This window comes from Iodidimonas nitroreducens, assembly GCA_000710935.1.
Lineage (GTDB): Bacteria > Pseudomonadota > Alphaproteobacteria > Sphingomonadales > Rhodothalassiaceae > Iodidimonas > Iodidimonas nitroreducens.
Genome location: BAYV01000009.1, coordinates 64,538 through 79,711, shown reverse-complemented (window position 1 = coordinate 79,711; position 15,174 = coordinate 64,538). Strand labels below are relative to the sequence as shown.

Annotated in this window: 13 protein-coding genes; 7 read left to right on the top strand and 6 right to left on the bottom strand. The window is 53.9% G+C overall.

Annotation, left to right across the window (positions count from 1 at the left end):
• Positions 1 to 217: 217 nt before the first annotated feature.
• Both AQ1_RS03650 and AQ1_RS03645 read left to right on the top strand, forming a co-directional pair.
• A complete protein-coding gene (locus AQ1_RS03650) occupies positions 218 to 2,425 on the top strand; it encodes an RNA degradosome polyphosphate kinase (protein ID WP_081837066.1) in 2,208 nt (735 codons plus the stop codon).
• 100 nt (positions 2,426 to 2,525) lie between these two features.
• The gene (locus AQ1_RS03645; protein WP_042084343.1) at positions 2,526 to 4,085 is read left to right on the top strand and encodes a Ppx/GppA family phosphatase; all 1,560 of its coding nucleotides are present in this window, start codon (positions 2,526 to 2,528) and stop codon (positions 4,083 to 4,085) included.
• On the opposite strand, the gene AQ1_RS03640 is transcribed toward AQ1_RS03645, so the two are convergent.
• From AQ1_RS03640 to AQ1_RS03630, 3 genes are read right to left on the bottom strand one after another with little or no spacing between them, the layout of a single operon-like run.
• Positions 4,062 to 4,553 (bottom strand): hypothetical protein, encoded by a 492-nt coding sequence (locus AQ1_RS03640; RefSeq protein WP_042084342.1) that lies wholly within the window; start codon positions 4,551 to 4,553, stop codon positions 4,062 to 4,064. The genes AQ1_RS03645 and AQ1_RS03640 overlap by 24 nt on opposite strands.
• A gap of 3 nt (positions 4,554 to 4,556) precedes the next feature.
• The gene (locus tag AQ1_RS03635) at positions 4,557 to 4,931 is read right to left on the bottom strand and encodes a rod-binding protein (protein WP_052370882.1); all 375 of its coding nucleotides are present in this window, start codon (positions 4,929 to 4,931) and stop codon (positions 4,557 to 4,559) included.
• On the bottom strand, positions 4,931 to 6,046 hold the full coding sequence (locus tag AQ1_RS03630; RefSeq protein ID WP_042084585.1) for a flagellar basal body P-ring protein FlgI: 1,116 nt from the start codon (positions 6,044 to 6,046) through the stop codon (positions 4,931 to 4,933). The genes AQ1_RS03635 and AQ1_RS03630 overlap by 1 nt, the downstream gene beginning before the upstream one ends.
• A 334-nt stretch (positions 6,047 to 6,380) precedes the next feature.
• On the opposite strand from AQ1_RS03630, the gene AQ1_RS14830 reads away from it, so the two are divergent.
• Positions 6,381 to 6,809: a flagellar assembly protein FliX gene (locus AQ1_RS14830; protein WP_042084583.1), complete on the top strand. Its 429-nt coding sequence runs from the start codon at positions 6,381 to 6,383 to the stop codon at positions 6,807 to 6,809.
• A gap of 280 nt (positions 6,810 to 7,089) precedes the next feature.
• Complete coding sequence (dksA, locus tag AQ1_RS03620; RefSeq protein ID WP_042084340.1) at positions 7,090 to 7,506, top strand: RNA polymerase-binding protein DksA; 417 nt, start codon at positions 7,090 to 7,092, stop codon at positions 7,504 to 7,506.
• Positions 7,507 to 7,544: 38 nt separating this feature from the next.
• Here dksA and rnd read toward each other — a convergent pair whose 3' ends face one another.
• A complete protein-coding gene (rnd, locus tag AQ1_RS03615) occupies positions 7,545 to 8,714 on the bottom strand; it encodes a ribonuclease D (RefSeq protein WP_042084337.1) in 1,170 nt (389 codons plus the stop codon).
• A gap of 273 nt (positions 8,715 to 8,987) precedes the next feature.
• Between rnd and aspS the strand changes: the two genes are divergently transcribed.
• Positions 8,988 to 10,796 (top strand): aspartate--tRNA ligase, encoded by a 1,809-nt coding sequence (gene aspS / locus AQ1_RS03610; RefSeq protein ID WP_042084581.1) that lies wholly within the window; start codon positions 8,988 to 8,990, stop codon positions 10,794 to 10,796.
• A gap of 104 nt (positions 10,797 to 10,900) precedes the next feature.
• On the opposite strand, the gene AQ1_RS03605 is transcribed toward aspS, so the two are convergent.
• Positions 10,901 to 12,127 (bottom strand): bifunctional alpha/beta hydrolase/OsmC family protein, encoded by a 1,227-nt coding sequence (locus AQ1_RS03605; protein WP_042084334.1) that lies wholly within the window; start codon positions 12,125 to 12,127, stop codon positions 10,901 to 10,903.
• Between the two features lie 105 nt (positions 12,128 to 12,232).
• Between AQ1_RS03605 and AQ1_RS03600 the strand changes: the two genes are divergently transcribed.
• Both AQ1_RS03600 and AQ1_RS03595 read left to right on the top strand, forming a co-directional pair.
• Entirely contained in the window at positions 12,233 to 13,360 is a 1,128-nt protein-coding gene (locus AQ1_RS03600) for a CaiB/BaiF CoA transferase family protein (RefSeq protein ID WP_042084330.1), read from the top strand.
• Between the two features lie 21 nt (positions 13,361 to 13,381).
• The gene (locus AQ1_RS03595) at positions 13,382 to 14,710 is read left to right on the top strand and encodes an SPOR domain-containing protein (RefSeq protein ID WP_042084328.1); all 1,329 of its coding nucleotides are present in this window, start codon (positions 13,382 to 13,384) and stop codon (positions 14,708 to 14,710) included.
• On the opposite strand, the gene AQ1_RS03590 is transcribed toward AQ1_RS03595, so the two are convergent.
• Positions 14,701 to 15,042 (bottom strand): TraR/DksA family transcriptional regulator, encoded by a 342-nt coding sequence (locus AQ1_RS03590; RefSeq protein WP_042084325.1) that lies wholly within the window; start codon positions 15,040 to 15,042, stop codon positions 14,701 to 14,703. The two genes, AQ1_RS03595 and AQ1_RS03590, sit on opposite strands and share 10 nt — an antisense overlap.
• Between the last annotated feature and the right edge of the window lie 132 nt (positions 15,043 to 15,174).

Sequence of the window (15,174 nt, the reverse complement as noted above, 5' to 3'; positions counted from 1 at the left end):
TTGTCATAAATCTGACGGTCTTGCACGGCAGGTTATCGTCGTCATATCTTTGACTGTTCGTGTTTTTTCGGAGTTGTATTTCATGCCATCCCATAATCAATTGAACGAAGCGGATGAAGCGCCCGCCATGACCACCGAGGCCGAGGCCGCGACGTCAGAAAAGCTGAACATGGGGGCCGAAACCCAAAGCACGGGCAAAACCATGGCCGCCAAATCGATGTCGGCTCGTTCGGCGCGGGCAATCCTCCATCGGATGACGGCAGGTGAGAAATTCATCAATCGCGAATTATCCTGGCTTAATTTCAATCGCCGGGTTCTGGAAGAAGCGGGCAATAGCCACCACCCCCTGTTGGAGCGCTTGCGCTTCTTGTCGATATCCGCATCCAATCTTGATGAATTTTATATGGTGCGGGTGGCGGGTTTGCGCGGATTGGTGGATTCCGGCATTGAAACCGTGAGCGATGATGGCCTGACACCCAGCCAACAATTGAAAAAAGTCACGGCCCTTGCCGATAAGCTGACATCAGAACAACAACAGCGCTGGCAGCAATTAAAAGATGAAATGCGCCGGGCCGGGCTGGCCGTTCTCGAAGCCCATGAAATCACCAAAAAAGAACGGCATTGGCTTGAGGGCTATTTTCTATCGAATGTTTTTCCCGTACTCACCCCCTTGGCGATCGATCCGGCACATCCTTTTCCCTTTCTCCCCAATCTGGGGTTCTCCCTCATCCTGTCATTGCAAAGGGCGCTGGATGGCAAGGAAATCCGCGCTTTGCTGCCGATCCCTGATCAGGTTAACCGCTTCATTCGGCTGCCCGGGGAGCGGATTCGTTTCGTGCCCCTTGAAACCCTGATCGGGCTGTTTCTCGATCAGTTGTTTCCCGGCTATCAATTGCAGGCCAGTGGGGTTTTCCGTATCGTGCGCGATAGCGATATGGAAATCGAGGAAGAAGCCGAAGATCTGATCAGGCTGTTTGAAACGGCACTCAAGCGTCGTCGTCGGGGGCGGGTGATCCGGCTCAAGATCAATCAGTCAATGCCCGCCGATCTGGCCGCCATGGTGATCGATCAACTCGATGCCGATCCCGATACCGTAACCCGGGTGGATGGCATTTTAGGGGTGGGGGAAACCCGGCAATTGATCGTTGATGATCTGCCTGAATTGAAATTCAAGCCCTATAATCCCCGCTATCCCGAGCGTCTGCGCGATCATGGTGGCGATATTTTCAAGGCTGTGCGGGCCAAGGATTTTGTGGTGCACCACCCTTATGAATCTTTTGATGTGGTGCATGCCTTTTTACGGCAGGCGGCCCGCGATCCTGATGTGGTGGCGATCAAGCAAACCCTTTATCGCGCCGGATCGCAATCGGAAATCATCAATGCTTTAAAGGAGGCCGCAGAAGCGGGCAAATCCGTGACGGCGCTGGTGGAATTAAAAGCCCGCTTCGATGAGGAGCAGAATATCAAATGGGCGCGCGATCTCGAACGATCCGGCGTGCAGGTGGTTTTTGGATTTCTCGATCTCAAAACCCATGCCAAAGTCTCGATGGTGGTGCGCCGGGAAAGCGCAGGGCTGCAGATTTATGTGCATTTTGGCACCGGCAATTATCATCCCATCACGGCACGCATCTATACCGATCTCAGCTTTTTTACCGCTGATCCGAAAATGGGGCGCGATGCAGCGCGGCTGTTCAATTATGTGACCGGCTATGCCCGTCCGCGCAATATGGAAAAGCTGGCGATGTCTCCTTTTGATATTCGTCACTCCCTAATCAAGATGATCAATGCTGAAATCGGCCATGCCCGGGCCGGGCGTCCGGCGGCGATCTGGGCCAAGATGAATTCACTGGTGGATGCCCAGATCATTGAAAAACTTTATGAAGCCTCGATGGCCGGGGTTGAGATTGATCTGATCATTCGGGGGATTTGTTGCCTGCGCCCCGGGGTGCCGGATTTATCGGAAAATATCCGGGTCAAAAGCATTGTCGGGCGTTTTTTGGAACATTCACGCATTGCCTGTTTTGGGGCCGGGCATGGTTTGCCATCGGCAAAAGCACGGGTGTTCATTTCTTCGGCGGATTGGATGCCACGCAATTTTGATCGCCGGGTGGAATCGCTGGTTCCGATTGAAAACCCCACGGTTCATGAACAGATCATGGGGCAGGTGATGGTGGCCAATCTGAAAGATAATCAGCAAAGCTGGTGGCTTCGCCCGGATGGCGATTATCAGCGATCTATCCCCGAAGGCGATGAAGAGCCTTTTTCCGCCCATACCTATTTCATGAAAAACCCCAGCCTTTCCGGTCGTGGCCGCGCCCTTGAAACCGAGCGCCCGGCCAAGCTGGAGGTGGACCTGCATCATATGGAACCGGATGGAACCCGGCCGGATGGCGCGCCACAACTTATTTTGCCGCCGCGTGACTGATCATCGATACCGATGAAGCGTTTATGGGGCCTTGCCTTTTGTGATTTTATCTGGTGTCTTTCGTTTGACCGAATAAGGCCCTTTGTGAAGTATTGAATGCGTGCCGCAATCCTCTTTTAAAGACCGCATCCACGATTCCCGCGATCATCTGGCGGTAATTGATATCGGGTCCAATTCCGTTCGTCTTGTGGTTTTCGACAAGATGAGCCGCAATCCGCACATCCTTTTCAATGAAAAAGTGCTGTGTGGGCTTGGTCGGATGATCAGCAAAACCGGCAAGATGGATGATGAGGCGATGGCGGCGGCCCTCGCTACCTTGAAGCGGTTTCAGCTGCTTATGAAAGCCATGCGGATTGAGGCGGGTCATATCGATGCCGTGGCCACCGCTGCCGTGCGTGAAGCCAGCAATGGAGCGGCTTTTATTGCCCGGATCAAATCGGATACCGGCATCAGGGTCCGGGTTATTTCCGGGAAAGAAGAGGCCGAATTATCTGCTTTGGGGGTTTTATCGGGCATTCCCGATGCCGATGGGATCATTGGTGATCTGGGCGGCGGCAGTCTCGAACTCGTAGAAATTGCCAAAGGCGCGATCACGGAAAAGATCACTTTGCCCATTGGCCCTTTAAGGCTTCAGGGTGATTTTAACGATGATCAGACGCTGATCAGCCGCAAGATCATCGCCAGCTTGAAAGAAGTGCCATGGCTGAAAGCGCGGCGGAATAAGAATTTTTATATCGTGGGTGGGGCGTGGCGCGCGGTCAGCCGGGTCAATATGGTGCAGAAAAAAACACCTTTGCCTATTTTGCACGCCTTTTCTCTTGAAGGCGCGGATGCCCAGGATCTGGCGAAGCTGATTGCGCAACAAGAGCCGCAAAGCCTTGCCAAAATCAATTCCGTGCCATCCCGCCGGGCCGCCGTGATGCCCTGTGCCGCCTTGATTTTATATCATATTCTGGATCATATGCGCCCCAATAAGGTGATCACCTCTTCTTTGGGGCTGCGCGAAGGACTGGTATATCAACGATTGCCGCAATCCCTGAAAGCTGAAGATCCGTTTATTGCGGCGGCGCGGGACATGGCGGAAATCGGCGGTCGTTTCAAGGAGCATGGGGATCGGCTGATGCGTTGGATCGATCCCTTATTCGAGAGCAAAACAGATCGCCCCGAGCTGAAGCGCCTGCGCTATGGCACCTGCCTTTTATCGGATATTTCATGGCGGGGGCATCCCGATTACCGGGCAGAGCGGGCGATCATGGAAGCACTCTATGGCCGGTTTGTGGGCATCGATCATAAGGATCGCGGGTTTGTGGGCCTGGCTCTTGGCCGCATTTACGGGGCATCTGATGGAATGCCGCTGGCCAGCCTGTGTCGCTCGATGCTGGGGGAAGAAGATATCAGGCAAGCCCTGATCCTGGGTGAGGCTTTGCGTTTGGGCCATCGGATATCGGGGGGCACCTCAAATCTTTTAAAGCGGGTCAGCCTGAAGCGTTTTTCGGATCGGCTGGTGCTGGATGTTGAGCCGGATGCCCATGAAATCGTTAATGAAGTGGTGGCGCGCCGCTTTCAAAATCTGGCCCAAATCATGAATTTGCGGCCGGAAATCGCCGGACTTTCCGATGATGCCTATGGCGCCACTTCAGATTTGCCGATCCAGGCTTAGGGAAGCCCCCGCTCCATAAGGCGTGTTCATCCGTCCATTCTGGCCATAATTCCGCACCGGATTTTTTTGCTTCATCGCTTCATCGCTGATGGATTTAACGATCCCTTCGCTGACCGTTTTCAAGCGGATGATCAGCTTGGCATGGCGGGCCAATTCGGCACGAAAAAGTTCGGTCGTGGCTTTCACCTTTTTGCGGATGGTTGAATCCTTGGGGCCAAGATACTGGCTTTCCTTGCTGCGCAAATCTTCCAATGCCTGTTTATAGGCTTCGGTCAGGCGGATTTTTTCACCCGCCAGCGCTTTCGTCTCCCTCGGTCTGCGGGTTTCCAGCAGGGCATTTTCCCGCGCTAAAAGGTTGGTGAGATTATCTGATATGGCCAGAAAATCCCGCACGGGCTGAGCGAGAACGGGTTGCTCCGCAGGCGCTTGGTTTTTTTCGGTGGCATCTTCTGTTCCTTGCCGGGTCATGTTTCAAATCTCCTGCAATGTCAGCAATTGTTTGTAGATCGTATCGGCAATGCCGATTCCGCCTGATCTGGCAACGCTATTGCCCAGTTCATCAACCATCATCGAACGGAAAACTTCTTCGGCATGACCGCCACCCATGGGGCCATCGGTGGATAATCCGCTGAACATCGGGGCCAGCATCTGGCCCATGAACACGGCCTCGAAATCCTCGGCTGTTTTGCGCATTTCCTTGTCACGGGCCTCGCTATCGCTGATGCGGGTCGAGGAAAAGGCGGCATCCCGGGTGCTGTCGAGGCGGGCTTTCATCCCGGCAAAACTTGCCTGGCCAAAATCCGTGCCACCGGATGGGAAAGCGTTTTGGACGAGGGTGATATCCATCACATCACCTCGATATCAGCTTGTAGGGCGCCTGCCGCCTTGATCGCCTGCAGGATCGAGATCATATCCCGAGGCCCGATCCCCAATGCATTGAGGCCATCCACCAGATCCTGCAATGAAACCCCATCATCAACGATGGCAAGGCGCTTTTCGCCATCATCATCAACGGCCACATCAGTGCGGGGCAAAACAACCGTTTCCCCTTCACCAAAGGGGGCAGGCTGTGAAGCAACCGGCGTTTCGGTGATGCGGATGGTCAGATTACCTTGGGCAATGGCCACTGTGCTCACCCGCACATCGGCCCCCATCACAATGATCCCCGAGCGATCATCGATCACCACCTTGGCCGGGAAATCGGGCTCGATCACCAGATGTTCGATTTCCGTTACCATTTGAATCAGCGATTTTTCATAGCCCGCCGGGCGCACCAAAGTGACCGTAGAAGGATCGATCATGCTGGCAACCGATCCACTGATGGCGCCATTGATGGCTTGGGCGATCCGATTGGCAGTTGTGAAATCAGGATTTTTCAGGGACAGATGGACCTTTTGCAGGCTGGAAAATTCAAAGGCGACTTCGCGTTCCACAATGGCCCCGCTGGCTATGCGGCCCGATGTGGGCACCCCCACCGTGATGCTGGCGGCATTGCCCGCTGCGGCAAATCCGGCCACCGCGATGGGGCCCTGGGCCACGGCATAAACTTCGCCATCGGCCCCCAAAAGCGGGGTTACCATCAACACACCGCCGCGCAGATCTTCGGCATCGCCCAAAGTGCTGACCTGCACATCGATCCGATTGCCGGGGCGGGCAAAGGCCGGCAGATCGGCGGTCACGATCACGGCGGCCACATTATCCGTTACCATATTATTGGCATCACGGGTATTCACGCCTAAGCGTTCCAGCATCGCCTCAAGGCTTTGCTGGGTGAAAGGGGCATTGCGCAAGGTATCGCCAGTGCCGTTCAACCCCACCACAAGCCCATAACCCACAAGCTGGTTTTCGCGCACACCTTCAACATTGATCAGATCTTTCAGCCGAGAGGCCGCATGGGCTGGCGTTGAAAAGCCCAAAGCCACAGCCATCGCAATCAGATAATATCTGCTATCAAGGCGCATGATCGCCGATAACAGCAGCGCTGATAAATGGATGATGCGTTTTGCAAACATGGCCAGTCTCTTTCTGTTCCGGTTCATAAGCTTGGCTGATCATCTGATTCATATTTGATCCCGCCAAAGCCCATGATGCGTCTTTTTATCGTCTCGCCAGAATTTATGCGAGAATCATGCCAATTATTGCCATCCACTGGTCACAAAATATAAAGTTTAAAATCAATGGCTTGTTTAATCACAGCACGCCGTTGGTTTTAACGGAGGTCAGAATTTTCCGGGGGCTAGCCCGAAGCTTCGGCAAGTCTTGCTCTTTTGGCGGCGCAATGGTTATTGTATCTTCATGCGCATAGATGGCCCCGGTAAATCCAGTTCGTTGAAATCGTCGCAGAAGGCTTCAAAGTCTTCCGTAGCAGGGGGTGCCGCCTTTTCTGCCTCTGTCGAGGGCGGGCGGGCCACCTCTTCATCAACCCCTGCGGCTGCCTCTGGGCCGATTGCCTCCGTGGATGCGCTTTTGGCCTTGCAGGAAATGCCGGATGCTACCGCTGGCCGCTCTAAAGGTTTGGCCCGGGCGCATGATATGCTCGATATGCTTGAAGATGTGCGCAAGGGCCTTTTGATGGGGGCGATTCCCCAATCAAAGCTCAGCCAGCTATCGCGTTTGGCCCGTGATCAACGGGATGGCACCCTTGATCCTGCCTTGTCTGCGATTTTGGATGACATTGAAGTGCGGGCAGAGGTGGAACTGGCAAAATTGGAACAGGAAAGCTGACCTCTTCCAGAATTATCCTGCTTGTTTCCATGCCATTCAATTGCATTTTATCTATCCCCCCCAAACACATTGTAAATTTTTCTTGGGTTCCCGCCTAACTGCTTGCCGCAGGCCTTGCAGATCATTATAAATCCGGCGCAGGTCTGGAGCCTTGAGCGAGGCGTGCAGTGCCGATGCCCCTTTCTCCGGCTTTGGATGAGATTGCCGATGATGAGTATGGGATCACCCCAGGCGGGCCGGGCGATCCGGGCGGCCTTGGTTAAAGGAGCGGATGAGCCTAATGAGTTATGATTTACCATCGGATTATCGTCCGTCAAAAGACGAAGACTTCATGAATGAAAGGCAGCAGGAATATTTCCGCCGCAAGCTTTTAAATTGGCGCGAAGAAATCTTGAAAGAATCGCGCGAAACTTTGGCAAGCCTGCAACAGGATAGCCTGAAAGAGCCGGATATTGCCGATCGCGCATCCAGTGAAACCGATTGGTCGATCCAATTGCGCACACGGGATCGCCAGCGCAAGCTGGTTTCCAAGATCGATGCTGCCCTGCGCCGTTTGGAGCAGGGGGAATATGGCTATTGCGAAGTGACCGGCGATCCTATCAGCCTGCAAAGGCTGGATGCCCGGCCCATTGCCACGATGACTTTGGAAGCTCAGGAACGCCACGAAAAGATGGAAAAAGTTCATCGTGACGATTGATCGTGATGCGTTATCGGGCTGTTTGCGCCGATAGCTCGTTAGGCGCTGTCGTTTGCAGGCTCGATTTCCACGATTTCGATATGATTGCCATGGGCGGTGAGGGCGATGGCACCTTCGCGTAGGGCTTGGGCATCCCGGCCAAATAGCTCATAGCGCCAGCCGGTCATGGCCGGAACAGGGGCATGGGCATTGCGGGCGATTTCATCAATATCCGCACCACTGGCCACCAGCTTATGGGCTACCCCCGCATCTTCACAGCGGCATTTCAACAACACCTTTAAAAGATCGGCAATCGCAGGCGTTTTCTGCGAAGGGCGGGGCGAATGGGGTTTTTTCGGCAGTTCCTGTTCGGGAATGGCCTGCGCCTCTTGCAACGCATCCCACAAGGCCGCGCCCGGATTGCTGGCATGAAAGCCACGTGATAAGCCGCGCACCTGATCCAAAGCTTCGATCTGGGCCGGGGGATGGGCGGCAATTTCCAAAAGCACATCATCTTTCGCCACCCGGCTGCGTGGAATATCGCGGGCCTGGGCCAGTTCTTCACGCCAGCGGGCCAAAGCCTGCAATCGGGCAATGAACCGTGGCGTGCCGGAGCGAAATTTGATGCGTTCCCAAGCATTCACGGGATCAAGGCGATAGGTATCGGGGCTGGTGAGGATGTTCATTTCTTCGGCCACCCAGCCTTCGCGACCGTTTTTTGCGAGGCTGTCGCGAAGTTTTTCGTAAATGACCCGCAAATGGGTGACATCGCCCAAGGCATAGGTCAATTGCCGATCCGACAAGGGACGCCGCGACCAATCGGTGAAACGCGCGGTTTTATCCAAAGATTGACCGACAATCTGTTTCACCAGTGTTTCATAGCCTGCAGAATCCCCAAATCCGCAGACCATGGCGGCCACCTGCGTATCGAAAATCGGTGCGGGCAGGCGGCCCTTGGCATGAAAAAAGATTTCCATATCCTGACGGCAGGCATGAAAAACCTTGATCACCAAAGGATCGAACAACAGATCGTAAAAAGGCTCCAGATCAAGATCAGGGCTTAGGGGATCGATCGCAAAAGCGCCATCCTGATCAGCCACCTGAATGAGACACAGCTTTGAATAATAGCTGTTATCACGCATGAATTCGGTATCAACCGTAATATAGGGCGCTTTCGATAGGCGTTCGGTAAGGGCTTTCAGCCCATCTTGATCGGTTATAAGGGACATGACCTGCTATTATATCCTGCAATTGAAATCCGAGCTATACACGGCTCATCAGGTTCATTACAAACCCCATGATTGAAAATTGCCAAATCATGACCGTCAGAACCGTGCACGCCTTGACAATAACCCATAATCCATGTGCTTTACCGCAGCCACAAAGATGAAGCATAAACCGTTATCTAGCTATGAACCATTGCCATAAGCGCTGTTTCAGATCTAATGCAGCGCTTTGCCTTCAATCTCTTTCTCCGCCATCATAAAGACCGAGTGATCCCCATGTCCCAGCTTCAAAATCCATCATCCCTTCATCCTTATCGCAGCCATCGTTGCAATAGTTTGCGCAAGGATCAGGTGGGCGATATCGTTCGGCTTTCGGGCTGGGTACACAGAAAGCGGGATCACGGCAATTTGTTGTTCATCGATCTGCGTGATCATTATGGCATCACCCAGGTCGTGCTCGATTCTGACAGCGAAGGCTTTGCCCTGGCCGAGTCCTTGCGCGCGGAATCGGTGATCCGGGTGGATGGTAAGGTTGTGTTGCGCGATCCGCAAACGGTCAATCCCGATCTGGAAACCGGTGATATCGAAGTTTATGCCCAGCAGATCGAAATTCTGTCGGCGGCCGAAGAATTGCCCATGCCGGTTTTTGGCGAGCAGGATTATCCCGAAGATATTCGGTTGAAATATCGCTTTCTGGATTTGCGCCGTGAAACCATGCACAAAAATATCGTGTTGCGTTCAAAGGTGATTTCATCGATCCGTCGGCGGATGACGGATGAAGGCTTCATGGAATTTCAAACCCCGATCCTGACCGCCTCATCACCGGAAGGCGCGCGGGATTTTCTGGTGCCTTCACGGCTGCATCCCGGCCAGTTTTATGCTTTGCCTCAGGCTCCGCAGCAGTTCAAGCAGCTTATCATGGTGGCGGGATTTGATCGCTATTTCCAGATTGCGCCGTGTTTTCGTGATGAAGATGCCCGCGCGGATCGCAGCCCCGGCGAATTTTATCAGCTCGATGTGGAAATGAGCTTTGTTACCCAAGATGATGTGTTCAATGCCATCGAGCCGGTGCTTTATGGGGTGTTTGAGGAATTCAGCAAAAAGCCGGTGACAAAACCGCCTTTTCCACGCATTCCCTATGCGCAATCCATGCTCAAATATGGCAATGACAAGCCCGATCTGCGCAATCCCATCGAAATTGTCGATGTGACTGAGCAATTTCGTGGCAGCGGCTTTGGATTATTTGCCAAGCTGGTTGAAGAAGGATCGGTGGTGCGGGCCATTCCGGCACCGGGGGCAGGGGCGCGCCCCCGCGCCTTTTTCGACAAGATGAACGATTGGGCGCGCAGCGAAGGCTATGCCGGGCTCGGCTATATCAATAGCAAGGATGGGGTTCCCGGCGGGCCGATCGCTAAAAATCATGGCCCTGAGAAAACCGCTCAGTTGTTCAAGGATCTGGGCCTTGCCTCAGATGATGGGGTGTTTTTTGCCGCTGGCACCCCCGCGCAGGCCGCAAAATTGGCGGGTTTGGCCCGCACAAGGCTTGGCGAAGAGCTCGAACTGATCGATGCGGAAGCTTATAAATTCTGCTGGATCGTTGATTTTCCGATGTTTGAATATGATGAGGATGAAAAGCGGATCGATTTTTCGCATAATCCTTTCTCCATGCCCCAAGGCGGGCTGGAGGCTTTGGAAACCAAAGATCCCCTCGATATTCTGGCCTATCAATATGATATCGTGTGTAATGGCATCGAATTGAGCTCGGGCGCGATCCGAAATCATCGCCCGGATATCATGGTCAAAGCCTTTGAAATCGCAGGCTATTCAAAGGATGTTTTGGAAGAGAAATTTTCCGGGATGCTCAATGCCTTTCGTTATGGCGCGCCGCCCCATGGTGGCCTTGCCCCCGGGATTGATCGGATCGTGATGTTGTTGGCCGATGAACCCAATATTCGCGAAGTTATTCTGTTTCCCATGAACCAGCGCGCTCAGGATCCCATGATGGGGGCGCCGGGGATGGTGGATTTGAAACAGTTGCGCGAATTGCATATTCGCATTGTGGAGCCACCCAAAAAACAGGGCTGAGCGTTTTGCATAGCTTTCGATAAAATGATCACAGCATGATCCGCCGAAAATAAAGGCCGATCATGCTGTTTTTTTAACCGAGGTGTGCCCCGATGGGGCTGATCTCAGCTTTTCAAAAGGCTGGTGCGGATGCGTACCTCACCGTGCAGGCTGCGATGAACCGGGCATTTATCGGCGATCTCCAGCAGCTTTTGCCGGGTTTCATCATCAAGATCGCCAACCAGTTCGATTTCCCGCTCGATATCATCGAGCTGCCCTTCTTTGGTGTCGCACTCTTCACAATCACTGGCATGAATTTTTTGATGACTGAGCTTGACCGAAACATGCTCAAGGGGCAATTTCTTGCGATCGGCATACATGCGGATGGTCATGGCCGTGCAGGCCCCCAAGCCGGATAGCAGCAGGCCATAAGGGCTGGGCCCCAGATTATCGCCCCCCATATCAATGGGTTCATCCGCCAGCAGGCTATGGCCATTGGCATTGATCACCTGTAGGAATTTGCCGCTCTGGGCCTCCGCCACAATGCTGTGATCCGGGCTTGGCTTCCACGGGCTTTTCAGTTCAGGCGTGCTCAACCCCTTCACATAGCGCCGCGCCCAGGCCACAATCACCTGCGCCACATAAAGCGCATCTTCCCGGGCGGTAAGCAGATGATCGGCATCATCCAGGGTGATAAAGCTTTTGGGATGCTTGGCGGCGGCAAAAATATTGGCGGCATTATCCACCCCCACAATCTGATCGATGGGCGAATGAAAGATCAAAAGTGCCTTTTTCAGATTGGCGATCCGTTCCTTTTGATCATGACCGCCAATATCGTCAAGAAACTGCTTTTTCACCCGGAAAGGGCGGCCACCGATTTTCACTTCGGCTTCACCCTTCTCATTGATGGTTTCGATATGCTGATCAAAATGATGGCGAATATGATCGGGATCATAGGGGGCACCCACGGTTGCCACAATCTGCGCTTCATCAACTTTTCCAGCGGCAGCCAGAACGGCGGCACCGCCCAGGCTATGGCCAATCAAAAGCTTGGGGGCTTCATAGCTTTCACGCATAAAATCAACGGCTTTGAGAAGGTCTTCGATATTTGATGTGAAGTTGGTATTCTCAAATTCACCATCGCTGGCCCCAAGCCCTGTGAAATCAAAGCGCAAGGTGGCAATGCCCAGATCGGCCAGACCTGCAGCGATCCGCGATGCGGCAAACACATCCTTGCTGCAGGTAAAGCAATGGGCAAAAAGGGCATAGGCTTTGGGCCTGCCTTCTGGCAGATCAAGCCGTGCGGCCAGATTTCCCTGCGTTCCTTCGAATGTCACCTTTTCGCTGCGCATAAAATTCTCCTAATAGGTCTAACCAAAATCGGCAGGTCATGAATGCTGTTATAGCATGGCAAAACAGGCTTTATGAAATAGGCTTTTGGAAAAGGAATTGAAGTGATGGGCGCGCTTTCGGGGATCACGATTGTTGAAATTGCCGGCATCGGTCCGGGGCCTTTTGCGGCCATGATGCTGGCGGATCAGGGGGCGCGGGTGATCCGCATCGATCGGCCCGGCGGTAATCCCATGATGGTGGGCGATCCGGCGCGCGATATTCTCAATCGCGGTCGGCAATCATTGGCGCTGGATCTGAAATCGGAAGCCGGGCAACAGGCGCTTTTGCGGATCATCGCCAGCGCTGATGGCCTGATCGAAGGATTCCGCCCCGGGGTGATGGAGCGGATGGGCCTTGGGCCTGATCAATGCCTTGCCCAAAATCCGCGTTTTGTTTATGGCCGGATGACAGGATGGGGGCAAAGCGGACCTTTAGCGGGTGCTGCTGGGCATGATATCAACTATATCGCGCTGGCCGGGGCATTGGCCGCGATCGGGCGGCGCAATGAGGCGCCGAGCATCCCCCTTAATCTTGTGGGCGATTTTGGTGGCGGCGCGCTTTATCTGCTGTTTGGGATGCTCTGTGCCCTGATCCATGCCCGTGCCACCGGAGAAGGGCAGGTGGTGGATGCCGCCATGGTGGATGGAGTGGCGAGCCTGATGTCGGTTGTTTATATGATGGATGCCAATCAATTATGGCGCCAGAAACGGGGCAGCAATCTGCTTGATGGTGGCGCGCCTTTTTATGATGTTTATGAAACCAAAGATCGGCTTTTTGTCTCTGTCGGGCCTTTGGAGCCGCAGTTTTTCGCCTTGTTTTTGAAAATGACGGGGTTGGCGGATCATCCGGCTTGCCAAAATCAGCTTGATCTTCGCAGTTGGAAGGGGATGCGCGCAGCGATAACCGAGAAAATGGCGGAAAAAACCCGGCAGGAATGGTGCGATCTGTTGGAAGGCAGCGATCTGTGCTTTGCCCCGGTGCTGGATTATAAAGAAGTGCCCGATCATCCCCATATGAAAGCGCGGCAGGCATTTACCGATTATAATGGCCTGCTTCAGCCATCCCCCGCGCCAAAATTATCCCGCACGCCGGGGCAGATTGCCGGTCCGCCGCCTGTGCCCGGTGCCCATAGCCGCGATATTTTGCGCGATTTTGGCTTTTCACCAGAGGAAATCAATGATCTGGTGAAATGACATTCTAAAGAAAGGGGCAGGATGATGAACCGGGGGCTTTTGAAGCTGGCTTTATGGCTCATGCTTTTGTTATCGGCCCTGATGGCAGGCGGCTGCGCATCGCAATCCGCGCGCATGGATCGTGATGAAGGGGTGCGCGCGGGCATCGATGATATGAACGCGCCGCGCCTGAAAAGGCTGGGGGACCGCTTTCAAAAGGCTGGTGATTTGCAATCGGCGCTGCAATTTTATCGTCAGGCGCAGTTAAAGGCGCCCAATGATCCCGATATCGATACCGCATTGGGTGAGATTTTTCTGGCGATTGGCGAACGGGAACGCGCCCGCACTGCATTGGAGCAGGCGCTTTTGAAAAAGCCAGATCATGAAGCGGCGACTCTTGCGCTTGCCGGGCTTTTGATTGGTGATGGACAATTCGACCGCAGTGAAAAGCTGATCTTGAAACTGCATGATGCGGGGCGGGACTCGGCGCGCAGCTATAATCTGCTGGCCGTTTCCCTTGATCTGAAAGCCCAGCATGATGCGGCCCGCCTTGCCTATGCCGAAGGGCTTTTACGCGCCCCGGATGATGCGGATATCCTGAGCAATCTGGCGCTTTCAATGGCTTTATCGGGGGAATATGCGGCAGCGCGCGATCTTTTGCAGGCAACCGATAGACCTGAAGCCAACAGCCGTGTTGTTGACGAAAATCTGGCGCTGATCGCGGCCATGGAAGGCCGTCCTGATGAAGCCCAGCGCTTAGCAGTAAAGGCGCTCAATGCCGAGCAGGCCCGACGCAATGCCCCCTTTTATGCACGATTGGGCGATTTATCGGGGCGCGCGCTCGCCTCTGCCGTTTTTTTGGGGCAATTACCTTATGACGACGGAGCAAAGGAAGCGGCGAGCCCTGAAATCGACAGGTCGGAAACCGACAGGTCGGAAATCGACAGCCCGGAAATCAACGGAAGTGCAGAGGTGAAACTCGATCCGCCAAAGAAACCTGTGCCCATCGCGCCTGAAAAGAAGCCGGAACCAGCCCCCGCATCGGTGAAGCCCGCAAAAACGACCAGCGAGGCCGTTCCCGAGTATCATCTTCAATTGGGCACATTTTCAAGCCTTGAGCGCGTTGAAAAAGCCTGGAGCCTCGTTAATGCCCTGCCAACTTTGGCCGGGTTCAAGCCCTATTATGCCGAAGGACGCTTCAAGGATCTAAAAACGGTGTGGCGGCTTTTAACCGGTCCGGTGAAGGGCTATAGCGCCGGGAAAGCAATCTGTGCTGAGCTTCATGAACAAAGCGCCGAATGCACGGTGATGCCTTTTGTTGAAAACCTCAAGCCTTTGGAGGTGACCGAAAATATCGGGCTTCAGCCTTGAAAGCCGCCCGAAGCGCAGGATGTGCATTGTGATGCGGTGGGATCGATCTCAAGACGCTGGGATGCGATTTCCTCGCCACAGGTGATGCAATAGCCATAGTCGCCATCATCGATCCGTTGCAGGGCCTGATCGATTTTTTTCAGGGTGTTTTCGCGTCTTTGTCGGACCGCTGATGACATGGCCTGACCCTGGATGGCATCCATGCGCGATAAACGCCCCACAGAGCTTTGATCAAGCATCACCGGCTTTGTGCGCTCTCCATCCCCATCATGGAAGGCGCGTAAGCTTGATTGCAAGGCGATCAATTGGCTTTTGATTTTTTCACTGCTCATGAACGATACCAATAGGCTGCTGATCAAGACTGATTTTTGGCCCGAATTTTTTTATCATTGAGCACAGACCGTTCAAGCCATCAAGGGGGCATTCACCAAAAAACAAGGCAATTGCCCTCTTGATAGCCTTTA